The 25,384-nt window shown below is 27.2% G+C and carries 27 protein-coding genes and 1 other RNA gene; 18 read left to right on the forward strand and 10 right to left on the reverse strand.

All coding sequences use genetic code 11. The features are described 5' to 3' along the window. Window positions 1-67: 67 nt before the first annotated feature. Window positions 68-1,264, reverse strand: coding sequence for a saccharopine dehydrogenase family protein (locus FDK22_RS11870; RefSeq protein WP_138153189.1), 1,197 nt, complete (start codon window positions 1,262-1,264; stop codon window positions 68-70). A 151-nt stretch (window positions 1,265-1,415) separates the two neighbouring features. Between FDK22_RS11870 and ssrA the strand changes: the two genes are divergently transcribed. The 3 genes from ssrA to FDK22_RS11885 all read left to right on the forward strand — a co-directional run bounded on the left by ssrA (window position 1,416) and on the right by FDK22_RS11885 (window position 4,807). Then, window positions 1,416-1,814, forward strand: a transfer-messenger RNA (tmRNA) gene (ssrA, locus tag FDK22_RS11875). 187 nt (window positions 1,815-2,001) lie between these two features. Next, complete coding sequence (locus FDK22_RS11880) at window positions 2,002-3,252, forward strand: tyrosine-type recombinase/integrase (RefSeq protein ID WP_138153190.1); 1,251 nt, start codon at window positions 2,002-2,004, stop codon at window positions 3,250-3,252. 85 nt (window positions 3,253-3,337) lie between these two features. Beyond that, entirely contained in the window at window positions 3,338-4,807 is a 1,470-nt protein-coding gene (locus tag FDK22_RS11885; protein ID WP_138153191.1) for a phosphoadenosine phosphosulfate reductase domain-containing protein, read from the forward strand. On the opposite strand, the gene FDK22_RS11890 is transcribed toward FDK22_RS11885, so the two are convergent. Both FDK22_RS11890 and FDK22_RS11895 read right to left on the reverse strand, forming a co-directional pair. After that, window positions 4,794-6,647 carry a DUF262 domain-containing protein gene (locus tag FDK22_RS11890; RefSeq protein WP_138153192.1) on the reverse strand — a complete coding sequence of 618 codons (1,854 nt, stop codon included), beginning with the start codon at window positions 6,645-6,647 and terminating at the stop codon, window positions 4,794-4,796. The genes FDK22_RS11885 and FDK22_RS11890 overlap by 14 nt on opposite strands. After that, window positions 6,637-7,599 carry a hypothetical protein gene (locus FDK22_RS11895; protein ID WP_138153193.1) on the reverse strand — a complete coding sequence of 321 codons (963 nt, stop codon included), beginning with the start codon at window positions 7,597-7,599 and terminating at the stop codon, window positions 6,637-6,639. The genes FDK22_RS11890 and FDK22_RS11895 overlap by 11 nt, the downstream gene beginning before the upstream one ends. Window positions 7,600-7,740: 141 nt before the next feature. Here FDK22_RS11895 and FDK22_RS11900 point away from each other — a divergent pair, with 141 nt between their 5' ends. Further along, the gene (locus FDK22_RS11900) at window positions 7,741-8,361 is read left to right on the forward strand and encodes an HNH endonuclease (protein WP_138153194.1); all 621 of its coding nucleotides are present in this window, start codon (window positions 7,741-7,743) and stop codon (window positions 8,359-8,361) included. 26 nt (window positions 8,362-8,387) lie between these two features. On the opposite strand, the gene FDK22_RS11905 is transcribed toward FDK22_RS11900, so the two are convergent. Continuing rightward, entirely contained in the window at window positions 8,388-8,624 is a 237-nt protein-coding gene (locus tag FDK22_RS11905) for a TetR/AcrR family transcriptional regulator (RefSeq protein ID WP_138153195.1), read from the reverse strand. 401 nt (window positions 8,625-9,025) lie between these two features. Here FDK22_RS11905 and FDK22_RS11910 point away from each other — a divergent pair, with 401 nt between their 5' ends. The 13 genes from FDK22_RS11910 (at window position 9,026) to FDK22_RS11960 (ending at window position 17,710) form a co-directional block, all read left to right on the forward strand. Then, window positions 9,026-9,382, forward strand: coding sequence for a hypothetical protein (locus tag FDK22_RS11910; protein ID WP_138153196.1), 357 nt, complete (start codon window positions 9,026-9,028; stop codon window positions 9,380-9,382). 134 nt (window positions 9,383-9,516) lie between these two features. Continuing rightward, complete coding sequence (locus FDK22_RS11915; protein ID WP_138153197.1) at window positions 9,517-9,765, forward strand: hypothetical protein; 249 nt, start codon at window positions 9,517-9,519, stop codon at window positions 9,763-9,765. A 49-nt stretch (window positions 9,766-9,814) separates the two neighbouring features. Next, window positions 9,815-10,219 carry a hypothetical protein gene (locus FDK22_RS11920; RefSeq protein ID WP_138153198.1) on the forward strand — a complete coding sequence of 135 codons (405 nt, stop codon included), beginning with the start codon at window positions 9,815-9,817 and terminating at the stop codon, window positions 10,217-10,219. Next, complete coding sequence (locus tag FDK22_RS15755) at window positions 10,219-10,380, forward strand: hypothetical protein (RefSeq protein WP_171012984.1); 162 nt, start codon at window positions 10,219-10,221, stop codon at window positions 10,378-10,380. Before FDK22_RS11920 ends, FDK22_RS15755 begins: the two co-directional genes overlap by 1 nt. A 4-nt stretch (window positions 10,381-10,384) precedes the next feature. Continuing rightward, window positions 10,385-11,383, forward strand: a complete 999-nt coding sequence (locus FDK22_RS11925) for a hypothetical protein (protein WP_138153199.1) — start codon at window positions 10,385-10,387, stop codon at window positions 11,381-11,383. Next, window positions 11,380-12,900 carry a hypothetical protein gene (locus tag FDK22_RS11930; RefSeq protein WP_138153200.1) on the forward strand — a complete coding sequence of 507 codons (1,521 nt, stop codon included), beginning with the start codon at window positions 11,380-11,382 and terminating at the stop codon, window positions 12,898-12,900. The genes FDK22_RS11925 and FDK22_RS11930 overlap by 4 nt, the downstream gene beginning before the upstream one ends. Window position 12,901: 1 nt before the next feature. Beyond that, a complete protein-coding gene (locus FDK22_RS11935) occupies window positions 12,902-13,183 on the forward strand; it encodes a hypothetical protein (protein ID WP_138153201.1) in 282 nt (93 codons plus the stop codon). Window positions 13,184-13,185: 2 nt separating this feature from the next. After that, window positions 13,186-14,292 carry a zonular occludens toxin domain-containing protein gene (locus FDK22_RS11940; RefSeq protein ID WP_138153202.1) on the forward strand — a complete coding sequence of 369 codons (1,107 nt, stop codon included), beginning with the start codon at window positions 13,186-13,188 and terminating at the stop codon, window positions 14,290-14,292. Between the two features lie 15 nt (window positions 14,293-14,307). Beyond that, window positions 14,308-15,465 carry a type II secretion system protein GspD gene (locus FDK22_RS11945; protein WP_138153203.1) on the forward strand — a complete coding sequence of 386 codons (1,158 nt, stop codon included), beginning with the start codon at window positions 14,308-14,310 and terminating at the stop codon, window positions 15,463-15,465. Window positions 15,466-15,552: 87 nt separating this feature from the next. Beyond that, entirely contained in the window at window positions 15,553-16,959 is a 1,407-nt protein-coding gene (locus FDK22_RS11950; protein ID WP_171012985.1) for a replication endonuclease, read from the forward strand. 10 nt (window positions 16,960-16,969) lie between these two features. Beyond that, window positions 16,970-17,104: a hypothetical protein gene (locus FDK22_RS15915; protein ID WP_276309182.1), complete on the forward strand. Its 135-nt coding sequence runs from the start codon at window positions 16,970-16,972 to the stop codon at window positions 17,102-17,104. A gap of 3 nt (window positions 17,105-17,107) precedes the next feature. Beyond that, entirely contained in the window at window positions 17,108-17,278 is a 171-nt protein-coding gene (locus FDK22_RS11955; protein WP_138153205.1) for a helix-turn-helix transcriptional regulator, read from the forward strand. Between the two features lie 21 nt (window positions 17,279-17,299). Next, window positions 17,300-17,710 (forward strand): hypothetical protein, encoded by a 411-nt coding sequence (locus tag FDK22_RS11960; protein WP_138153206.1) that lies wholly within the window; start codon window positions 17,300-17,302, stop codon window positions 17,708-17,710. Between the two features lie 183 nt (window positions 17,711-17,893). Here the strand turns inward: FDK22_RS11960 and FDK22_RS15760 are convergent, their stop codons facing one another. Next, window positions 17,894-18,055, reverse strand: a complete 162-nt coding sequence (locus FDK22_RS15760; protein WP_171012986.1) for a hypothetical protein — start codon at window positions 18,053-18,055, stop codon at window positions 17,894-17,896. Between the two features lie 185 nt (window positions 18,056-18,240). On the opposite strand from FDK22_RS15760, the gene FDK22_RS11965 reads away from it, so the two are divergent. Then, entirely contained in the window at window positions 18,241-19,068 is an 828-nt protein-coding gene (locus FDK22_RS11965) for a hypothetical protein (protein ID WP_138153207.1), read from the forward strand. A gap of 37 nt (window positions 19,069-19,105) precedes the next feature. Here FDK22_RS11965 and pgi read toward each other — a convergent pair whose 3' ends face one another. Genes pgi through zwf form a run of 5 tightly spaced genes read right to left on the reverse strand, consistent with a single transcriptional unit; the run spans window position 19,106 to window position 25,353 of the window. Further along, a complete protein-coding gene (gene pgi, locus FDK22_RS11970; protein WP_138153208.1) occupies window positions 19,106-20,755 on the reverse strand; it encodes a glucose-6-phosphate isomerase in 1,650 nt (549 codons plus the stop codon). Between the two features lie 12 nt (window positions 20,756-20,767). Continuing rightward, window positions 20,768-21,391, reverse strand: a complete 624-nt coding sequence (gene eda / locus FDK22_RS11975; protein ID WP_138153209.1) for a bifunctional 4-hydroxy-2-oxoglutarate aldolase/2-dehydro-3-deoxy-phosphogluconate aldolase — start codon at window positions 21,389-21,391, stop codon at window positions 20,768-20,770. Beyond that, window positions 21,391-23,211 (reverse strand): phosphogluconate dehydratase, encoded by a 1,821-nt coding sequence (gene edd / locus FDK22_RS11980; protein WP_138153210.1) that lies wholly within the window; start codon window positions 23,209-23,211, stop codon window positions 21,391-21,393. Before edd ends, eda begins: the two co-directional genes overlap by 1 nt. Continuing rightward, window positions 23,208-23,897, reverse strand: a complete 690-nt coding sequence (gene pgl / locus FDK22_RS11985) for a 6-phosphogluconolactonase (protein WP_171012987.1) — start codon at window positions 23,895-23,897, stop codon at window positions 23,208-23,210. The genes edd and pgl overlap by 4 nt, the downstream gene beginning before the upstream one ends. Further along, entirely contained in the window at window positions 23,890-25,353 is a 1,464-nt protein-coding gene (zwf, locus tag FDK22_RS11990; protein ID WP_138153212.1) for a glucose-6-phosphate dehydrogenase, read from the reverse strand. The genes pgl and zwf overlap by 8 nt, the downstream gene beginning before the upstream one ends. Window positions 25,354-25,384 lie beyond the last annotated feature (31 nt).

A 25,384-nucleotide genomic window follows, 5' to 3' on the forward strand; every position in this document is an offset into this window, starting at 1 on the left:
AGGAGCTTACTAATAGTAAGTGACTAGTTTTTTATCTTTTTGTAAACGAAGAAACTCAACAAGATTTTTATTCTAGTTCTAAGATTTTCCAAGGTAATCCTTGAGTCATAAGCTCATCCATAAAAGGTTTTGCATCAAACTCTTCTATGTTGAATACACCTTTCCCATCCCAAATACCTTTATAAAGCATTTTTGTACCAATCATTGCAGGAACTCCTGTAGTGTATGAAACTGCTTGCGCTCCTGTTTCTTTATAACACTCTTGGTGGTCACAAACATTGTAAATATAAACTTTTTTCTTTTTACCATCTTTTAACCCTTCGATGATACAACCAATATTTGTTTTACCTACTGTTCTAGGTCCTAAACTTGCAGGATCTGGTAATAATGTAGTTAAAAATTCAATAGGAATGATTTCAACTCCTTTGTGCATCACTGGCTCAATCCCTAACATACCTACATTTTGTAAGCAATTCATGTGTTGAATATAAGAATCACCAAAAGTCATAAAAAATCTAATTCTTTTTAAACCTTTTATATTTTTAGATAATGACTCTAACTCTTCATGGTAAAGTAAATATGATGGTTTAACACCAACTTCTGGATAATCATGGTCAACTCTAATCTCTAAAGGTTTAGTTTCAATCCACTTACCATCTTCCCAATATCTACCATTTGCAGATACTTCTCTTAAGTTAATTTCAGGATTAAAATTTGTAGCAAATGGATAACCATGATCACCTGCATTACAATCCATAATATCAATATAGTTAATCTCATCAAATAAGTTTTGTTGAGCGTATGCACAGAAAACTCCAGTTACACCTGGGTCAAAACCTGAACCTAATAATGCTTTGATTCCAGCTTCTTTAAACTGCTCATCTCTTGCCCATTGTTCTTTGTATTCAAATTTTGCTTCATCTGGATGCTCATAATTTGCAGTATCAACATAATCAACCTTACATTTTGTACACGCATCCATGATAGTTAAATCTTGATAAGGTAAAGCAACATTTAAAACAACTTTTGGATTTAACTCTTTTATTAATTCTACTAATTGCTCTACATTGTCTGCATCAACTTGTGCAGTTTGAATCTCAACACCTAGTCTTGATTTTATATCCATAGCAATTGAGTCACATCTTTTAATCGTTCTTGAAGCTAATGTGATTTTTTCAAATGTATCTATATTCATTGCACATTTAGTTGTAGCAACTCTACTAACCCCACCAGCACCTATTATTAAAATTCCTTTTTTTTCCATAAAAAACTCCGTTTAAAATATCTGATATTATATAATTAATTTCGTAAAAAGCTGTTAATGTATTCATCTAAATTACAATCAAAAAAGAATTTAAATAATTTAATTGAAAATCATTGATTCTTCTGATATAATTCGCTTCTCACTTTTTTGTGGGGGTGACATGGTATCGATTAGAGCAGTGAGGATTAGTTGCATGTCGGCCTGAGCATGCCGTTAAGCGGCTCATTTTTTTTAGACGCAAACAATACAGATTACGCTCCAGCTTACGCAAAAGCTGCGTAAGTTTAACAACTTATAGGACTCCCCCTTATCGGGTTGAGACCTCGGAGGTTCACTCAGTAGATTCTATCTATACTGATTATAGTGGATTCACCCAGATAGATTACCTTAAAGAGATTGATCGAATCTTTTTGGGACATTCTAGATCTTAGCTTTTTGCTTGCTTTGCGAGTTGTGCTGGTGAGAAGTGAAGCTTTACAACTCTTCTAAGCATGTAGACGCTGATAGTAGCTGTTTTAAGACTCCGGTTCAATCCCGGACACCTCCACCATCACACAATACAATCAAAACTAAAAAACTCTAACAAGGCACCATAAAATAGAACTTAATCTAAGTATCTTTGTCTAACTCAATCTAATCAAAATTTATTAAATATAAAACTTTTAGGGGTTTATTTAGGGGTATTATGCTATAATTTAAAAGATTATTTAATTTTATACCCCTAAAAAGGATAAGTTATGGCAAGAAAAACAATACCTTTGACAAATACTGAAATTAAAGCAGCTAAAGCAAAAGAAAAAGACTATAAACTTTTTGATGGAGAAGGACTTTTTTTACTTATTGCAAAAACTGGTGGCAAAAGATGGAGACTAAAATATAGATTTAATAACAAAGAAAAAGTTATTGCCTTAGGTACTTATCCCACTATTTCATTAAAAGAAGCAAGAACTAAAAAAGATGAATATAAAAATATGATTGCAAATAACATTGATCCATCTGAAAAAAGAAAACAATCTAAAGAAGAAAATAAAATACAAGAAATTCAAAAATTAAATACATTTTATAAAATCAGCCAAGAATGGTTAGAAAGTTATAAATATGAAGTAACAGAAAGATATCTAAATAAATTAGAAAGGTCACTTGAATTATATGTTTATTCATTTATAAAAGATAGACCTATAGAACAAATTAAAAGATTAGAAATTATTGATATATTAAAAGATTTAAAAAATAGAGAACTTCTTGAAACTGCAAAAAGAGTATATATGTTACTAAATAAAATATTTATGTATGCAGTTACAATGGAATATGCTCCACATAATATAATAGCTGACATAGACCAAAACACAATTATTGGGAGAGTTGAGAAAAAGCACTACCCTACTTTTATAAAAGAAAAAGATATTAAAGGTTTACTTCTTGCTATTGATGATTATTCAGGAGACTATACTACTAAAATGGCTTTAAAAATTCTTCCTTATATATTTGTTAGAAGTTATAATATAAGACACATGGAATGGATAGAAATAGATTTTAATAAAAAAGAATGGACTATTCCAGCTAATAAAATGAAAACAAAAACTGAATTTATACTACCTTTACCAAATCAAGTTATTACATTACTAGAAGAAATTAAACAGTTTTCAGGTGATGAGCAATATGTATTTCCTAGTTTTAGACACAATGATAGACCTATGAGCGATAATACTTTAGTATCAGCTCTTAGAAGAATGGGCTATACAAAAGACGAATTTGTACCTCATAGTTTTAGAAGTATGTTCTCAACAATTGCTTATGAAAATGCAAACCATGAAGCCGGACATAAATTTACAAGTGAAGTTATAGAAGCCCTACTCGCACACAAAGAAAAAAATAAAATCAAAGATGCATATAATAGAGCTTCATATAAAGAAGGAATGAGAGAGTTAATTCAATGGTATGCTAATTGGCTAAATAATTTAAAAAAAGATTCAAAAAAGGAGAATTAAAATACATTAGTCAAAACATTATGATCTTATTAGATTAAATGTGTTTTTTAACTTTCAAATTAATGTATTTTAAGTACAATACAACATGAAAAATGAGGCATTAAATATTTCAATAAATAAAAAAGAAGAAAAAGCTTTAGAAATGTTAAGCTATTACTACCAAAATGACCCTAGACCCTTCTGTGTCGCTTATAGTGGTGGGAAAGATAGTAGTGTTATAGTGTATCTAACTATTAAAATGCTTCAAAATTTAATTACTAAAAATATAGATCTAAAAAAGCAAGTTTTGATTATAAATTCAAACACTCTTGCTGAACTTCCTCCAGTTTTAAAACACTTAAATGAGTCTCTTAAAACTATTCAAGAATATTCAGATCAATATGATCTACCTATAAAGGTAAAAGAGGTAACTCCTGAATTAAAAAATACTTTAAATGTACAACTTTTGGGAGTAGGTATGCCTCCACCGTCTAATCAATTAAGATGGTGTACAGATAAGCTTAAAGTATTTCCTATAGATAAAGAAATCACCTCTAATTTTCCTGATGGCAAATTTATCTCTGTAATTGGTACTAGAAGAGATGAAAGTTTTTCAAGAGATGCAAGAATTGAAAGGAAGACGCTAAAAGGTACGAATCTAAAACTAAATGATAGATATAAAAATGCAAGTAATTTAATGCCTATAGAGGATTGGTCAACTAAAGATGTATGGGAATATCTATTTAAACAAACAAACGAACTTTTAAATGTAGATTTTCTTTGGAAAATATATAGTGACGCTAGTGGAAAAGATACAAAAGAATGTACTTTTGTAGGTGCAGGTGGTAAACATATAGAGGAAGGTAAAATAGGATGTGGTGTTTCTAGATTTGGCTGTTGGCAATGTTATATGGTAAGAGACAATGACAAAAGTTTAGATGGTCTTATGCAAAGTGGTTATGAAAATATAGATCTATATAAAGAGTATAGAGATTGGTTTTGGAATCTTACTCAGCAAGGATGGGAAAAAACAAGAGATCCATATAGTCATAGACACCAAGGACAAGAGCTTTATAATAAAGGTGGTGAGGATAATCCTAAATATGGAATGACAATGCCAAAAGGATTAAATTTAAAGTTAAGAAAAGCTTCATTTTCAAGACTTTTAGTACTTCAAACTAAATTAAATGAAGAAATTATTACAAAAGAAGAAATAATCGAGATACAAAAAAGATGGCTTTTTGAAGGGGATTTAGAACTTACTGCATTTAAAATTGCTTCAAAAAATAAAATAATATTAAATGCTTTTTCTTTAAATAAAGATCTACGTAATAAAATTAATTTAGCAAAAGAATTTTATAAAGAAAAACTAAACAAAAAAGATATAAAAAAACATTTTGATATAAATACATTAAAAAGATTTTCAATCCAATATATGTTAGATCAAGAAAAAGTAAAAAGAAAATTCTTTCCATCAAAAAAAGAAATTATACATATAAAAAAAGAATGGAAAAGAGAAAAAAAGCTGACAAAAAATCAATATTTCAAAAATCTATTCATGCTTATTGCTGAATAGATTCATTTTCTTTGGGATATAAATTATCAATATTAATCTTTTTATTAATAAAAAGTTCTGTTGCAATTTTAGTTAAAACTTCTGTTCTTTTATTTATAACTTCTTTTCCCCAAGTTGAATTATTATAGTTGGTTAATTCTTTTTGATATAAATTATTAGAAAGATCAATATCTTTATTGTTTTTATTTAAAAGATTATTTATAAAGACATTATCAATTATTGAAATTTCATATAGTCTTTTTTCAAAATCTTTTGTTGAAATAGACTTGTTAAAGTCATACATAGCAAGATTTCCAATTAAATTTGCATATTTTGGCAAGATATCATTATCGATTTCTTCAAATTTATAATTCATTTCTTCATAATCAATAGGCATAATTCTTTCAATAGTATAGTCATTATTAAACATTTCATAATTAGAATGTATATTAATCATTTGAAAAAGAATTTTTGAAAAATGCTCTTTTCTATATCTGTCATTATTAAGTAATTGATTACTGAATATATCTTTTTCGGCAAGAATTAATGAATCTATTTCTTCTTTAAATTCGTTAAAAACTAAATCGAAGTTATGCTCTTTTTTATGAATTTTCTTACATATGGAAGTTACGATTTTCTTTATAGGTTTAATTTTTTCTGTTAATAAGAATACATACCCAAATCTAAAAATGTAATTTAATATTTCTCTATAATTATCAAAAAACATTTCTTTATTTTTATTATAAAATGATAAAAGTGGAATATATCCTAATTTAAAGTCTATCTGATTTAAGGTTTTTTCACAATAATCAGATTCTTTTAACTGTTTAAATATTTCTATTGATTCAATCATTTTATTAAGAGTTTCAAGTTCAATATTTGAATTTTCTTCAAAATACTTTCTGTATGCTTTAAATATATCCCCAGTTGATGTACTTGAATAATCATAACCAATACTAATTAGATAATATTCTAGAAATAATTTAGGAGAGATTTTAGGAGTTACTTCTTCAATTGTTTTTATAAAATAATTCCATTTTTCTTTTAATTGGTCATTTTCATCTTGTGTCGTAACTTGAAATAAAAAGTTTTTTAATAAATCATCTGCATTTAATAGTTTTCCACTATCATTAAGTTTTTCAAATACTAAATAACCTGTTTCAAAACTATCAGTTTTTGTAATAACAACTTGGGTATGGTCTAACAACTGAATTGTAAAATGTAATAACTCATCATTTGATAGACTTTTAAACATTCTATGTAGCTTTTGAATATTATTTATAAAAACTCTATTTTCATCATTCATTTTTTTTATTTCATTATATTTTGAATATATTATTCGTTCATTTATTAAGTTTATAACAATATTTTCATAAATGTTTTTAAGTTTATCAGATCTTTCTATTTTAAGTACTTTTGATACTTTAAAATTATCATCAAATCTTTTTGTTATTAAATAATTTGTTAATTCATTTACAAGATTATCAACATAATCTTGTTTCCCATCATATTTTCTTTTTTCATATTTTAAACTTTGAACTATACATGATATCATTAAAGATAAAGTCATTAATCTTTGTTGACCATCAATTATTTCTAGTGACATTGATGTTCTATTCTCTCCTTCCATTGACTCTCTTGAAAGTACAAATCCTCCTAGAAAATATGCTTCATATCCAATATTATCTTCAATTAATGTGTATATATCATCAAATAGTTTTAATATGTTTTTGATTGGCCAATTATAATCACGTTGATATAATGGAATATAAAAAGTTTTAGCTCTATCTTTTGGGTCATATTCATTCGTAAACATAGTTCTTAGAGTTACTAGATTTGCACTAAATAAATCAGTTTTCATAAATTATCCTATTGTATATATTTTCTTGTTCTTCTTCTGTTTCTTCTTTTTCAATTGCTGTAAACAAATTATCCATAAAACTTAAATCTTCTTTGATAGAGTGTTTATTGAGTAAATCATTTATAATTTGACTTTTTTCTTCTGTCATTAAATATTTTAGTTCATAATAGTTTTTAATTAAATCTTTTACATCATCATCTGTTTCTTTTTCTTCTGTAATTTTTATTGTAATATAAATTTGTAAATATATCTTTAATGCAATGGATTTTGAAAAAAAACAATTTTTCCCAAATAGCATTTTAAATTCTAATAAAAATTTATCAACTGAAGTGTTAAATAGTTTAATATTTTCTTTTTCTTGATCATTAAGTTTTTCTTTTATTTTTCTTTTTGCTTTTTTTAATGTTTCTATAATGTATTTTTCTAAATTTACAATATTATCTATTTCTGTGGCAATATTTCTATAGTTCGTAATATTATTACTAATAAAATCTTTATTGATTTCAACTAAAGGTTTACTTTTTTTATTAATAATGCTATCTATATATTTCTGCAACATATCGGCATTTCTATTAAACCAAGTATTTAAATGTTGAATATCAGAATTTATTGATTGCTTTTCTAAAAAATTTACACTTTTTTTATATTGGTTAATAGCATTTGTAAATTCTTTTTTTTGTAGATATATCCCTGATACAACCCAAAGAAAAAGCATTGGTGCAAAAAAACCTGCTAAATAGTCTCCCCAATTATTAAGGTCTAATTCTTTATTTTCATTAAGCCATAAGTTCAATATTACTAAAAACCAAATAAAACTTAGCATTGAAATCACACCTATTAAAGGTACAATATCTGATATCTTTTCTTTTGTTAGTTTTTCAAATGATTTAAAAACTAAGGTCAATACAAAAAGCACAATTAAAAAAAATATGATCCTATTGTCTATATCCATTGAATAACCTTTTTTTAACCTATTTTAATAAAAATTTTATTATAAAATAATAATAATGTTATAATTTATGTCTTAAATTAATATTTTTACGTTATTTTTTGTATTTTATACATTTAATTAAGAGGGGTAGAGGACTTTAAAATGAAAGATACTGTCGTATTAGCAATTATTGAGGCATTAAATATAGCAAATAAAAACCTTACTGTTAAGGAAATAAAAGAATTAATTTTAAAACATAATTTATATATCTTTGGGACAACTGATATAGATCCTGTAATAAGAAAAACTATAGATAGGCATTGTATAAATGGTGCTAAATCATCACAAAAATCAAAAATTGATTATTTTATAAAAAAAGATAAAAATTCTTTTAAATTATTAAAAATTACTACAAAAAAAATTACAAAAAAGACTACAAAAAACTACGGTGATCTAGAATCCGGCGTAGAAGGCAAAAAAAAATGTAGATACACAACCTATTATGAAAGAAAACCTAAGTTAAGAAAAATTGCAATAGAGCTTCATGGAAAAAAATGTATAGTATGTGGTTTTGATTTTGAAAAAAAATATGGAGAGTATGCAAAGGACTTGATACATATTCATCACATAAAACCACTTTTTGAAAATGATGATGAGGATGAAGTATTAATAAATCCAAAAACGGATCTAGTACCAGTATGTCCTAATTGTCATGCAGTAATACATAAAAAGAAAGATAAAACACTTTCTATTGAAGAAATAAAATTAATAATTAAGAAATAATATGCAGAATATATCATAAACTCTAGTTACTTACTTTCTAATTCTTCCATTTTCTTTTTCATATCTTGCATTTCATCATACATTTTTTTAACAACATTTCCTAAGTCTTCAAAACCATCAAGATTTTCTTCTAATTCTTTTTCTTTCATTAGTCCTAGTTCTATAATTTTAATTAGCTCAGGTTTGTTTTTTTCCCAACTATAATAAGTAGGTAATGAGATATTAAATCTTTTTGCTAACTCTTTTTTTTGTTCAGTATTCATGATTTTCCCTAATTTTAAAATATTTAAATTTTTTTAAGTATTTTAAGTAAATTTTAATATAATAAAACATATAATTTTTTAAATAATTTAAATAAATTTAAAATATTTAAATTATAAACTATAGTATTTTAATTTTTTTTAAATAGTCTAAATATATTTTAGTATTTTTAAAGAATATTAGCATATTTTTACTAATTGACAAAGCAGTAAAGTTATTATTAATAATATTTTTGCTTATTTCAAGGGCTTTTTACAACTTATTTTCTTTAAAGTTAATAGAAATTAGCTTTAAAGTGAATACAAATAATACTAAGACATACCCTATCTTAGCTATTTGGTAAAAAGGGATTAACAGTCGTAGTTTAAAAGAGCATAAATCGATTACAAAAAAAGGAAAAATTATGTCAGTAAAAGAAATTAACTTAAAAGAACATGGAAACTTTATCTATGGAACTTTAGATGGTGTGGATTTTGTACCAAGTGGAGTTATTAGAGAAAGTGGTCAAACTTATTCTGCAAGTGTAAAACTAAAGTTTATCATGAAATCTACAGTTACAAAAGATTTAAATGGTGTATCTATCCCAACAGTTAGAGCAAATTCTCAAATAATAAAAATTCAATGTAGAGATGAAGAACTTCCATCTTTAGCCCTTAAATATAATGATTTAGTAGGTAAAGACTTACTTATTAATTATGGTGGTAAAGATGGAGATACTTTTGTAATCCAAGATGAAAAAGATATTTTAAATATAAAGTAATTAATGGGGCAGGAGTCTTACCGTACACTTCGTAAGTCCCCACTAATTGAATTGATAGAGTGCACTAATACTAGTCCCGTGACCTCTACAAATTTAATTAAGGGGATAGGTTATCCCAACACAAAGGAAAAAAAATGTTTGGAATGATTAAAAAAGCATTCTCAGTAGTTACTTCTGCTGTAAAAAAGGTTTCAAATAGTGCAAAAGCTTTTGGTTTAGCACTTGTTGGTCTAGCAATTGCTAATGGTGTTCCTGTTCATGCTGCAGCTTTAGCTGCTCCTGATATGACAGATGCAACTGGCTCTGTTACAAATGTTTTTGGTGCTGTTCTTGGTGTAGCAGTTTTAATCTTCGGATTCAAAAAAGTAAAATCTTTACTTTAATACTTAGAGGGTTTATCCCTCTTTGTATCTCTCTATAAAAGGCTTAATTATGAAAATCTTTTTCTTTCTATTTTTTATATTTAATTCTTTTACTTTTTCTGCTGATTTACTAAATTTTTATTACAATAACGATAACTATAATTTTTGTATTAAAAACTATTCAATAGCTGACAATACTTTAAATTTCACAACTTATAATGATGAAAACCATTCTGTTCCAATGAATAATATTAGTGAATACAGTATTAAAAATGGTTATGTAATTAATTCAAATAATGAATGTATTTTCTCTGATAGTATCACTTCTAATTATAATATCGTAACTAAATCAGAACTAAACATTAAAGACTTATCAGCTCTCGGTTTAGATAATTATGATCTAACTTTTTTACTTGCTTTATCTGGTCTTATGACTTCTTTTTTATTTTTATTTGGTATTTTTAGGTGGATATAATGAAATATTTATTTATTCTTCTTATGTTTACCACTTCCCTTTTTTCAATGCCTATTTATGAAGTTACGGGAAATATAACTTTTGATTACTTCTTCTCTTTAAATACAAATATTGGATTAATTCTATTTGGTTTTACTGCTGTTTTAAGACTTCTAAGGTAATACTATGAAACTTCTTTTAATATTAACTGTATTTACTAATATATTGCTTGCAAATGTTATTACTTGTAAAAATAAAAATACTGCAAGTTCAATTTATTTATTATCTCAATTACAAAATAGTATTTTAACTAATCAAGGTGAATTAGATGGTAATTTAGTTTTTGGTGATATTGACCCTGCAAATTCTCCTATTGCTTATTATGATGATAGTTCTGCTGTTTGTGGTGGAAGTGGAAACTATAATAGAATAGTAGAGGCTTATTGCAATCACAATATAGATGCTTGTTGGAGTATAAGATTAGGTGAAAGTGGTGTAAGTACAATTATTCAAAAAGAGAGTACATATACTAATAATGTTATTCTTGTAAATGGTTTACCTTGTTTACCATATGGTGTAAATAATGTAACTGTTGGTTTTTATGATTATGATAATAATGATATTGGTTTAGCTAATTTTTTATTAACAAATATTGAAGATGAAAATACTATTGCACTTACAGAAAGCGAAGCAAGAAGTCAAAGAGAATACTGCCCAAATTTACTAAAATATATTGACGAATGGGAATTAAAATTAGATTTACAAAATGAGTCATTAAATAAAAGCCTAACTACTATTAATATACTAAATACAAGCTCTATAAATCAAAGATTAGAAGATATTAATATTACTTTACAAAATTTAAATACTACTAATCAAGAAAGTGAAGATTATACTGGTGTTGCTGATTCTTTAGAGGTTAATCCTGATATTAATTCAGAACTTGATAGTTTTACAGATAATATTAAATCATCAATAGAGAATTCATTTGATAACTACTCAAATGTTTTTGGTTTTGGTGGTTATGGCTCTGCTCCTACTCCAATTACTTTTTCAATGTTTGGCAAAACTTATTCAGCATTTGATGTATCAAACTATAGTGAACATTTATCATTAATTAGAACTACTTTTCTATCTTTTGCTTATGTGTGGGGTTTTATTTTAGTTGTTAGGGATTTAGCATGAAAAAAATATATTTAATTTTAATTTTTTTTATAAATGTATATGCTGATACACCACCAAGTTTTAAAGTATTAGATTATTATCATTTTCTATGTAATGGTACAGATATTAGTAGAGCTGAAAATAATTATTTCATGGAAGCTATTCCTGATTCTGATTATTTAGATACATCATCTGAAAATAGTTCTAAATTATATAATAATTTAAAAACAGTTTATATGAAAGGTATTGAATTTAAATGTTCCCCTGAAAAGTATTCTTTTGAATATGATGAACCTGATAATTCTGATTTACTTTATTTTAATGAAAATGGAAATCAAATAGTTTGGTATAAATATAATGTAATTGAAAGTGATATATTATATGAAGATTTAGGGATTCCAACTGGTACACCGCCAAGTTTTAAAGTTTTAGATTATGACCATGAATATTGTGGAGGTTCTTCAACTCATTCATCAAATGATTATTTTATGGAAGCTTATCCTACTACTGAATATTTACCTAATAATTCTACTTATTATGAGACTAAATCGTTTAATAATATGCATCAAGTTTTAAAAAATGGTGAAACTTATTATTGTTCTGAAAATACTTCTAATTTTGAATATCAAAATACTAATGATTCTGATTTGGTTTATTTTAAAGGTAATACAACTAGTTTACATGCTATTGTTTGGTATAAATATAATGTAATAAATGAAGATATAAGAACTAATGATACATCTTGTCAAGACATACCTGATAACAATATTTTTAATGGTTTAAAATATCAAGGGAAAGCAACTGATAATAGTTCATGTCAGTCTATGTATAATGATAATGGCGATGGAAACGGCTATCAGTTTGTTAATACAGACTTATCAGGTGAGTGTTTAGGGTTTTGTTATTATAATCTTCCTGATTCTACAGATACAGAAAATAATACTGACAATGGGGATAATAACAATAGCTCAAATACAGACAATACTGATACAACAAATGATAATATAAGTGATGGTACTGAAACAGAATTAAGTGATTTAATTCCTTATCTTGATGAAGTAGAGGAAAAAAATCAAAATATAAAAGATTCTTTAGACACTTTAAATAATAATCTAAATACTCAATTTAATAGCATAAATTCAAATAATACTAATCTAAATAATACAATGTCAAATTTAAATACAACATTGCAAACATTAAACACAAAATTAGATGAAATAGACAATAGCGAAAATGATGATAGTAACTATGATGGATTAACAGATGATTTTGAGATTAATCCAAGTATAGATGGAGAATTATCAAACTTTCAAGGAGATATTGAAAATAGATTAACAAATACTTTTGATACTTATTCAAATGTATTTGGTTTTGGTGGTTATGGCTCTGCTCCTGCTCCTATAACTTTTAACGCATTTGGTAAGACTTACACTATTTTTGATATTAAATATCTTAATCCATATATAGACCAAATAAGAAATATATTTTTGGTAGCCGCTTATATCTTCGGTCTATTTTTAGTATTTAAAGGAGTATAAAATGCCTGCTATATCTGCTATTATTTCTGCTGTATTATCAGCTCTTGGTTTTATTACTAAAAATCCATTCTTACAAAAAATGGTTATTTTTTCTTTCTTTTTCGCTGTTGTATCTTATACAGTTGATTTCTTTTTAGGTAAAGCTTCAAACACTTTAGTTAATGCTTCACAAATATTAACACTTGCTTCATATCTTGGATTTTTAAATGCTTTAAAAGTTGTATTTAATTTTTTAATTGCAGGTTTTATAGCTAAACAAATTTTAGCATTTGTAAGGTCTTAATTATGGTTACCTTTATAACTGGATTTCCCGGAAGTGGTAAATCATATTATGAGATTGATAAAATATATAATATCATGTCAAAAAATCATGACTTATCAAAAAATATTGAGGTTATATATACAAATATTAATGGTATAAAATTAGATAAGTTTCCTCAGAATGGTATTGAACTAAAAAAATTAAATATAGATGAATTTTACAAATATTTAGAACAATCATTTTCATTATATGATCTTTATAAAAATAGTGATAATGTAGATGAACATTTGATTAAACACTCAAAAGAAAAAGGTTACTTTAACTGCCTTATTGTTTTTGATGAGTGCCACGACTTTTTAAGTAATCAAGATAGAGTTAAAATTTATTGGCTAACTTATCATAGACACTTACATCATGAAATAGATTTGCTTACTCAGAATAAAGGTCTTATTAATTCAAAATATAGAGCTATTCCTGAGATATTTATCGAAGCTCAACCAAGGAGTAAAAAACTATTCTCAAATACTCTTACATATAAACACTATGCTTCTTTTGCAATGAGAAAAAATGATTTATTTAATAAATCCTCTATTAAAACAAGAAAAGAAGTATTTGACTTATATACAAGTGGAAATACTTCTAAACAAAAATCAATAGTTAAAAAGTTTATTCTTATTGTTTTCATTGGCCTTTTAATTGCAGGGGTCTTATTTTATAATCTTCTTTTATCATTTAATTTTTTTGAAAATACAGATAAAAAAGAAGATACTTTAAATATTGAAACTCAAAAATTAGAAAAGATTTCAAATATACCAACAAATCAAAATTTTCAAAGAGTTCAAAATAATACAGATATTAAAAACTTTGATAAATATGTTTTAAAAGTTGTTTTTGATAGTAGAGAGGGATATTTTATCTTTAATAATTACTATTCAGTAATACATTTTAGGAAGTTTTTAAAAGAAACTAATTCAAAAGTATTAAGTAAATACTCTTTGATTGCAAACAAAAAATATAAACTATCGCATTTATATATTTCTACAAATGATGAATCATTAAAAAAATTCTTTGTTTTACCAAAAATTAAAAAAAATCAAAAAAATTTAGATGATATTAAAATCAATTTCTAATATAAGGGGTACGGTATGAAAAAATCAATTCTATTAATTTTATTAATTGTTAGTACTGTTTTTAGTTCAGAGTTTGTGGATATTCCATTAACAGAATATATTAAAATAGTTTCTAAACAAAAAAATATCTCAATTATAATTGATAACAATATTGATAAAAACTATAGTATTTATCTTTCTTCTAAATTAGAAGAATCTATATATTTTGATATTTTAGAGACTATCTTAAAAAAAGAAAATATGATTCTAAAATACTATAAAAATCATTACTATATAACAAAAAGAACTGTTAAAACATCAATTAAAAATAAAGTCTTTAGTTATAGATTTCATTATCTAAATGAAGCTGATATTAAAGGTTTGATGAGTATATATAATTATAAATACAATTATGTAAAATCTTTAAAATCAATTTTTATTGACTGTACGGCTACAGAATTTAATCAACTTGTAAATTTATTTAATGAATATGATTTTATTCCTAACCAAAAGAAATTAAAAATCACAATATTAGATACTAATCTTACAAAATTAAAAGAGTATGGATTTGAGAATAATTTAAATATTGCTTCAAGTGAAAATAGTTCTTTATTCTTTAATTTCCTTGCTTTCCCTTTTTCATCAACAAATATATTACCAGACTTAAAAAGAAGTAATTTTACATCATATATTAAATTCATGAATAGTAAAAATATTACTGATATTCTGTCAAGTCCTACTGTATCAATTTTTGATGGTAAAAAAACTGTTTTTGAAGTAGTAAAAAATATACCATTTAAAACAGGTCAAACAATATCTAATGATAATATTACAAAAACTACAACATCAATTGATTATAAAGATGTAGGTTTAAAGCTTGAAGTATTACCAATAATCAATAAGAATCAAGCCTTTTTAGATCTTAGTTTAACTATAGAAAATATATTAGATAAATCAGATACTCCAGTTACATCAAAAAGGCATTTTAAACAGTATGTATCTTTAAATGTAGGTGAAACGTTCATACTAAATGGAATTAATCAAACAGAAACATACAATGATGATTTTAAGACACCATTTTTAAGTGATATCCCTTATATAGGGTGGCTATTTAAAAATGAGTATGAAGATATAAAAACTTCAAATTTGACTGTTTTATTAGAATTAAAAGATAAAGCGTCGCAGACAAAATAAACCACTTTCTAAGAGTGACGGAGGTCACTCTTAGAAATGGTCTTGATTACTTTTAAAAAAGTTACGTCAGTAAAAGAAAGGATAAAAATGTACGGTATAACAAGACAAGATATTCAAATCATAGATACTAAAATAGAACTTCAAAAGAAGTATCTATTAAGTAGACATTTTGACTTTGGAGACAATACAAAATCTGCTTTAGATTTTACATATAGTGCAAATCTAAATCCAAAGAAATACTTTGCAGAAATGAACAATAGAATCAAATCAATATTTGAATATGCAAAAGATTTAAACTTAAAGCCTGTATTTATTACTCTTACTGCTCCAAGTAAGTATCATAAATTGAATGTTAATGGAGAATTAAAAATAAATCCAAATGAGACTGCAAAGGCTTTAACTCAAATTTTTAATAAATTTACATCATTACAAATATTTAGAAAAATGAAAAAAGATTTAGGACATGGACTAATTTATTTTAGAGTATATGAACCTCATAAGAGTGGTGTTCCTCATTTACATGCTATGTTATTTCTTCCGGCAGGATACATTTTACCAGTTAAGAAAAGATACAAAGAATACTTTACAGACACGAAAAGATGGGGAAATAATAAAAAATCTATTGATTTTAAATACACATGGTATAACTCTGCAGGTGGTGCTGTTGCTTATATTATGAAGTATGTGACAAAGACTTTTAAAAATGAAAATGATGATAGTACGCAGTACGCATCTTATTGGTATATTAAACATAATATTAGAAGATTTCTATGCTCGAGAACTTTAGCTCCAATTACTATTTATAGAAAGATTAGACACTTCTTTAAAAAACATTCAAATGACTATTTAAAAATAACACAACTTATTAGAAATAATGAAATACATAGATTATTTGATGATACTACTTATTCATACATGAAATTTAATTATGAGACTGGAGAAGTAGAGGACATTACTGTATGGCAAAAGAACACAGATTTAATACTTAATTCAAGAATAAAAACAAAAGATACCTTTACATTAAAATATACAAAAAAAGATAAGAAAAAACCACTATTAGCTATAGTCTCTGATTTTGAAAAATATGCATTTAATGAGAGTTTACAAAAGTTTGTTTTAATGCCTGTAGTACCTAGTTTACTTAGTAATTATCAACTTTCACACTACTATAGAATATTAGATGATAAGCCAATTAATGAACTTGATTTAGTTCATTTTGGAGTTGTAAAAAATGAAATGATAAAAAGAGGTATGTTTGGAAATACAGTTAAAAAAGCAACATTTGAAAAAAGACAAGTTTGTGATATATGGACCAAAGAAGAATATACACATACTGCAATAGTAACAGATGGCTATAACTCAATGTCAAACTTTATCGAAGATCTAAATATTTATACAGAGACTAAACCTTTTACCAACCAGAGGGCGGTAGCACACGTTCCTCTACAATTTAGTGTTCCCGATGAAGTAAGCTATGACGTGCCGTTTATATAAAGATTATAAGATGAATAAAAAAATTATTAACAATTTAAAACTTATTTCACATCTTATTGATGAAATAGATTCTTTAAAAGATAAATTAAAGCATAAAAAAATACCAAATAATAATAAATCAACATTAACAATATTAAAAGGATAAGAAATGAGCAAGTTTTTAAGAATAACTAGTGTCATGGATAGGACGGGATTGGCAAAAAGTACAATATGGTTGTGGGTAAAAGAAAATAAATTTCCTAAACCAATTAAATTAAGTCCTAGAATTACTGTTTGGGAGGAAGAAAAAATAGTAGGTTGGATGGAAAGTAAAATATAATATATTATGATATAATTTCGAATGGATAAAAAAGAGTTAATGGAACTAGATTTAGAGATAATAGGAATTAAACATAAGTTAAATAAAATTAAGTACTATAAAAGTAATGATTCCTTTAAAGACAAATATAATAAATTATATAAACTATATAAGACTAAGTTACTCATACAAAAAGAATTTGATCCTTATCGATATCAAATTAATCGTCCCCAACTTGAAAAGAATAGAGAAGAAAGATATAATAATCTTCCCTTAAAAATTAAAAGTATTATTCAAAAATATAACTATGATTATTTAAAAGATAACAGTGGTATTTTTACTCCTAATCCTGATCCTTCGTGTCCTATTGCAAAAGAGGTCACTAATGCTAGAGAAGAAATTGAACAAATGAATATTTACGATTTTTATAGACAAAGAGAATGGAATGAGTAAGGGATTTCCGTTAATTGATGTAATTGAAGATATATCAAAAGAACTTGTTGATGAAGTCATCTAAGATAATATAAAATAGGGGTATATTTAGGGGTACTTATATAATGACCCTCTTTAAAGCCCTTAAACTAGACCTCTTTTATTCCGGACACCACCATGATATTAAATGATAATTTTAAAATTTTATTTTCCAGCTGCTGTTGGATTTTCTTCCATAAATTTATCTATTTTAGCAATAGCATTAACTTCAAGTGAAGCTGTTTTTTCATCAAAATAAGCTTTAAAACCAAATAATCCAGACACCCCAATAATTACTAGAAATAATGCAACATACACCCTATCCATATGCTCTCCTTATTCGAAATTATACTTCAAGAATAAAGTAATGTCAATGCATATTTTTATATTACATATTGAAGCTTTATGAAAATTACTATACAAATAAAAAAATATAAAAAGATTTTCTAGATTTCTATTTTTTATACAACACAATAATATAAAAGTTATATTATATGGTATAATTCTATATTATGAATTTTATATTAAAGGGTATTACATTTTTTATTCTACTTACAAATGTTCTTTTTGCTGTTTCATGGAATACCTGTATAGAAAAATATTCAAAGGCAAAAAAATTTAGTGACAATACTAAATTAATGTATATCTATTTAAAATCAACAAAAAATTGCTTATTAAAATTCAAAGACTCTTTGAAAGAAAACCCAAAAAGTGAATTTACATTAGAAGCGATGGATAATAATATCAAAAAAATCAATGGCTATATAGAAGAATTAATTCCTAATTATATCTATCCAAATTCAAATCTAGAACAAATTCCTAAATATATTTATACTCAACAATCTATCCCTAAATTTAACACTGATTATATATATTTTATAAAATTTGAAAAATGTAATGGTATACATGCAGAAGATAAAATATACACAGCAAAACATTGTAATATAGAAAATTCAATGCATATAAAAAATGACTTAAGTTATATAAAAACTAATACAATCTCTAAACTTGAAACCAATAAGCTAGATTTAAATAAATCTGGTACTTTCAAATACTATTCAATGTCAAAAGAAGGTATGTTTTACAATGTATTAATCAAAGAAAAAGATTGTAAATTTTATGAAGAGAAAGTTGGTATTAGTGCCATAACCCAATCACTAGATTTAGCTGATTTGAATAAAAAAACCGAGATAAGAAGTAATTGTTTAGCAATACCTTCAAATAGTGGAGGAGGAGTATTTCAAGATAATAAACTTGTAGGAATTATTTCAAAAACAGTATTTAAAAATGATATCTTTTTATATAGTGTTATTGAACCAATTCATACAGTTTATAAATAAATTTTAGAGACTATTTTAAAATCTCTAAAATCTCTTTCTATCCTTTTTTATTTTTATTCCATAGTTTTATTGTATCTAATAAACCTTTACTTGAAGAATCAAGTAATTTAGTATCTTTTGAATCATCTTGAATATATGAAACCATTTTTGTAGCAAGCTCTTTTCCAAGTTCTACTCCCCATTGATCAAAAGAACCTACATCCCAAATTGCTCCCTCTACAAAAACTCTATGCTCATAAAGGGCAATAATTTTACCTAAAGTTTTAGGGTCTAATTTTTTATAAATCAATGTAGAAGATGGTCTATTACCTTCAAAAACTTTGTGAGGAGCTAATTCTTCAATCTTTTCTTCACATAGTCCTGAATCTTTTAATATAGTTCTTACTTCATCAATATCTCTTCCATTCATCATAGCCTGACTTTGAGCTAAACAGTTTGCCATAAGTAAGTCATTATGTATATCCATACCATTTTCATGATTGTTTACTGCAAGCATAAATTCACATGGGATGATATCTTTACCTTGATGTAAAAGCTGAAAAAATGAGTGTTGAGAATTTGTTCCTGGTTCTCCCCAAACAATTGGCCCAGATTTTATTTTTAATTCTTCCCCACTTAAAGTTACTCTTTTTCCATTACTCTCCATATCAAGCTGTTGAACATACATTGCAAAAGATCTTAGTCTTTGGTCATAAGGTAAGATTGCCCTTGTATCATAGTCACAAATATTTCTATGCCAAATACCAATTAAGCCTAAAAGCATTGGCATATTTTTTTCTATTGGGGCTGTCTTAAAATGTTCATCCATAATAAATGCACCCTCTAAAAACTCATCAAAACTATCTGCTCCTATTGCTATCATAACACTTAGACCAATAGCAGACCAAATTGAATATCTTCCTCCAACCCAATCCCAAAAGCCAAATACTCTGTCATCACTTATTCCAAACTCTTTTGTTTTTTCTAAGGCTGTTGATAATGCTGCGAAATGTAGATTTGCTTCTTTTTCACCTAAACTTTCTTGAAACCATTTTTTTGCTGATTTTGCATTTGTCATAGTTTCAATAGTAGTAAACGTTTTAGAAGCAACAATAACAAGTGTAGTTGCTGGGTTTAAATCTTTTATAGTATCACTTAAATGTGATGAATCAATATTTGAAACAAAATGTACTTTTGGACCATCACAATATGGAGTTAATGCTTGAGAAACCATTTCTGGACCTAAATGAGAACCACCAATTCCAATATTAATGATATCTGTAAATTCTTCATTTGTTGAAGATAGAATTTTCCCATCTCTTATAGAAGTGGCAAACTCTTTCATATTTTGTAAAACCTCTTTTATATCAGGTATTACATCTTTTCCATCTACAAAAATTTGATTATCAGATTTGTTTCTAAGTGCAGTGTGAAGAACTGCTCTATTTTCAGTGATATTTATTTTTTCACCACTAAACATAGCATCTCTTTTTTCTTCTACTTTACACTCTTTTGCAACTTCAAAAAGTTTTGAGATAGCATCTTTATTTATATTGATTTTTGAATAATCTAAAGTCATATTTTCCAATGAAACAGAAAACTCTTCAAATCGTTTTGGGTTTTCTTTAAATAATCCCTTTAAAGTTATTTTTTCTAATTCATTTTTAATTGATTTTAACTCAGCGAATAAATCCTCTCTTCTCCCCATCATTACACCCTTTTAGTCTATTGAATCCAACGCTTCAATACATAGTTTTGTTATTTTATCAAAATCATTATTAGTTATCGCATCTTTTGGAACAAACCAAGTTCCACCAGCACACATAACATTTTTCAAATTTAAAAATTCATTTAAATTTTCTAATTTTACTCCACCTGTTGGACAAAAATTCATTTTTGAAAATGGACCACTAAAAGCTTTTAGAATATCTACTCCACCTGCAATAGTTGCAGGGAAAAGTTTACAATAAAAAATTCCATTATTTTGGGCTAACATCACTTCACTTGCTGTTGCAACACCTGGGATTAAAGTTATCTCATGTTTTTTTGCTGCATCTATTAACTCTTGTGAAATTCCAGGGGAAAAAGCAAATTTTGCTCCAGCTTTTTTTGAAGCAATGATATCTTCTTCATTACAAACCGTACCTGTTCCTACATTCATAGAAGGCATCTCTTTACTAATAATCTCCACTGCTTTTAATCCAGCAGGAGTTCTTAGGGTAATCTCCATCACATTTACACCACCTGCACTTAAAGCACGTGCAAGAGGAAGGGCATCTTTTTCATCATCTATAGCGATTACTGGAACTATTGGGGAAATACCCATTATATCTTTTGCTTCCATTAGGCTCTCTCCTCCCCAACTAAATCAAAAATTGTAGCACCATTTTCTGCACTACCAACATTTGCTCTAATAGTAGAAAACAATTCCCTACCAAAGCCATGAACATTTGAACTTACATCAGGTAATTCAATCTCTCTATTTTCAAGTTCAACTGAGTCAACAATTAGACTAACTTCACCATTTTCCACATCAAACTTGATTAAATCACCTGTATTAATTTTTGCAATAACACCTCCATCACTAGCTTCTGGTGTTAGATGAATAGCCGAAGGTACTTTTCCCGAAGCCCCTGACATTCTTCCATCTGTTAATATTGCAACTTTAAAACCTCTATCTTGTAAACTTCCAAGTGGAGGCATAAGACCATGAAGTTCAGGCATGCCATTTGATTTTGGACCTTGATAACGTACAACTGCTATAAAATCTTTTTCAAGTTCTCCAGCTTTAAAAGCAATTTGAAGTTCCTCTTGAGAATTAAAAACAATAGCTGGTGCTTCTATTATCATATGCTCATCTTTTAACGCTGAAGTTTTAATAACACTTCTTCCCACATTTCCTTTAAGAAGTTTAATTCCACCCTCACTAAAAAATGGTTTTTGCACAGTTGAGATAATATCTTTATCCCTTGAAACTCTTGCTCCCTCTTCAAAAACAACTTCATTTCCATCCAATCTTGGTTCAACAACAAAATTTTCTAAACCAAAACCAACTACTGTTTCCACATCTTTATGTACAAGTCCTGCATCAATAAGTTGAGAGATAACTACGGACATTCCACCTGCATCTCTAAAATGATTTACATCGGCACTTCCATTTGGATACATCTTACATAAAAGAGGAATAACTTTTGAAAGTTCATCAAAATCATCCCATGTTAAAACAATACCTGCAGCTTTTGCCATAGCTATTAAATGGATTGTATGATTTGAAGAACCTCCCGTTGCCATAAGTCCAATGATGGCATTTACAAAAGATTTTTCATCTATCATTTCACCAATAACTTTACCCTCTTTTTTTAACTCAACTAAAGTCTGAGCGGCTTTTCTAGTAAGGGCATCACGAAGGGGAGTGTTTGTATTTACAAAAGAGGAGTTTGGAAGTTGTAATCCCATCATCTCTAAAAGCATTTGATTTGAATTTGCTGTACCATAAAAAGTACAAGTACCACTACTATGATATGATTTAGATTCAACTTCAAGTAAAGCTTTTTTATCAACTTTTCCTTGGGCAAACTCTTGTCTAACCTTTGCTTTTTGAGAATTTGAAATACCTGAAGGCATTGGTCCTGCTGGAACAAATATTGAAGGCAAATGACCAAATTGTAAAGCCCCAATTAACAATCCTGGAACAATCTTGTCACAAACTCCCAAATAAAAAGCACCATCATAAACATTATGACTCATACCAATAGCTGTTCCCATTGCAATATTATCCCTAGAGAATAAAGACAACTCCATTCCTGGTTGAGATTGAGTAACCCCATCACACATTGCAGGAACTCCACCGGCAACTTGTGCAGTTGCCCCATTTTTTAGAAGTTCTCTTTTTAGAAGTGATGGATAAACTGAATATGGTTCATGGGCTGAAAGCATATCATTGTATGCGGTGATGATTGCCATATTTGGTGCAGTTTCACTAGTCATAACATTTTTCTCTTCACTATTCATAGGTGCTATTGCATGGGCAAAATTGCTACAACCTAAAGTTTTTCTATTAACTGTTTGTTTTTTTGCTTTTTGTACTCTATCTAAGTAGATTTTTCTACTTTTTTTAGAACGATTTATTATATTCTGTGTTACGTTTTTTATTATTTCATTCATGCGTGATAAACCTCTATTAATCTTTCATTGTTTAAAACAGCACTAATTGGAGTTTTAAAAATATCCTTTGAGTTTAAAGCTTCTTCATATACTTTAAGTTTTTCTTCCCCTTCTATATGAAGAATGATATTTTTAGCACTTAAAATTGCACCTAGAGTTAAACTCATTCTATCGTATGGTGCAGTGTCCGGCTTTATAGAAATACATAAATTTTCATTTTTTAAATCATATGCTTCTTTTAATTTTTCATTTTCTGGGAAAAGTGATGCTGTGTGAGAGTCACCTCCCATACCTAAAATAATAACATCAAAAGGGAATACATTATCTTCATAAGTTAAGGAACAATCTTCATCACTTTCATAAGCAGTTTTCCCCTCAATGAACATTCCTACAAATTTTGCCTTTGAAGCAAAGTTTTGCATTAAATTCTCTTTTACAAGTAGTTCATTACTGTCTTTATGTGTTGGTTCTAACCATCTATCATCAACAAGGGAAATTATTACCTTTTCCCAAGGAATATCTATATTTGAAAGTTTTTGAAAAAGTGGTTTTGGTGTAGAGCCACCAGATACTAATAAACTAGCTTTCCCTTTCTCTTCAATCTCATCTTGTAAAAGTTCAACTATATCTGAACTTAATTCCTCTAAAAGTTCCTCTTTATTTTTAAATTTTTTTAAATTAGTCATCGTTCCAACTTCTTCCATCGTGGGCAATCATTTGAACTGCAGCAGTTGGACCATCTGTTCCTGCTGTGTATCTTTTCATAGGAACTAAATTTTGTTCCCAACCTTCTAAAATAGGGTCAGCCCACCTCCATGCAGCTTCAACTTCATCTAATCTCATAAATAGTGTTGCATTTGCTCTAATTACATCTAAAATAAGTCTCTCATAGGCATCTGATTTTCTTTTATGGGTATGGGGAGCATTAAGTTCAAGATTTACTTCTTGTAATTGCATAGTTTCACTAAGACCTGGAATTTTATTCATAAGTCTTAATTCAATTGATTCTTCTGGTTGTAATTTAATCACTAGTTTATTATCAACAAGTGGAGAATGATTGTTTTTTTCAAAGATTGAGTGAGGCATAGTTTTAAACTGTATTACAACCTCTGAATTTCTTTTTTGCATCCTCTTTCCACTTCTAATATAAAAAGGAACTCCATTCCATCTCCAGTTATCTATATCAACTCTTACAGCAGCATAGGTTTCAGTATTACTCTCTTTAATATCGCCATCTAAATATCCTGGAACTGATTCTCCCATTGAAGAACCCGCAGTATATTGAGCCCTTACAGTTTTTGTAGCTATTTCATGGGGAGAGATTGGTCTTAATGTTTTTAAAACTTTAACTTTTTCATCCCTAATATCATTTGCATCAAGGGAACAAGGTGGTTCCATTGCAATTAGACATAATAATTGTAATAAATGGTTTTGAATCATATCTCTCATTGCACCATATTCATCATAATATCCCCATCTTCCTTCAGCTCCAACACTTTCAGCTACTGTAATTTGAACATGGTCAATATGGTTTGAACTCCAAAGATGTACAAATAATCTATTTGAAAACCTAAGAGCCATAATATTTTGAACTGTATCTTTACCTAAATAGTGATCAATTCTGTAGATTTGGTCCTCTTCAAAATATTTTAAAACTGTTTTGTTGATTGCTTGAGATGATTCTAAGTCTCTTCCAAGTGGTTTTTCTAAAACAACCCTTGAGTTTTCTGTAATCAATTTATTATGAGATAAGAACTTACAGATTCCACCAAAATAGTTTGGTGAAGTAGATAAATAGTTTACTCTATCTCTTTCAGGATGTTCATCAAGTATCTCTTTTAATTTATCATAACCTTCATTCGTACAAAAATCAATAGTTACTATATGTAACTTTTTTTTGAATCTATCAAAGTCCTCTTCAGTAAAACTTTTTTTTGGTAAAAACTCTATTAGTTTTTCTTTTACTAATTCAATATGTTGAAAATTGTTCATATCTCTTCTAGAAACAGTAATAATTCTACTATCGCTAGCAAGATACTTATCTTTGCATAAATGAAAAAGGGCCGGCATTAGCTTTCTAAAAGCTAAATCACCATGCCCTCCAAATAAAATAAAATCGCATAAGTTGTCTTTAGTGTTCATTGTATACTTCTTTATATTTTTTCTATATTAT

The organism is Arcobacter arenosus (assembly GCF_005771535.1).
GTDB lineage: Bacteria > Campylobacterota > Campylobacteria > Campylobacterales > Arcobacteraceae > Halarcobacter > Halarcobacter arenosus.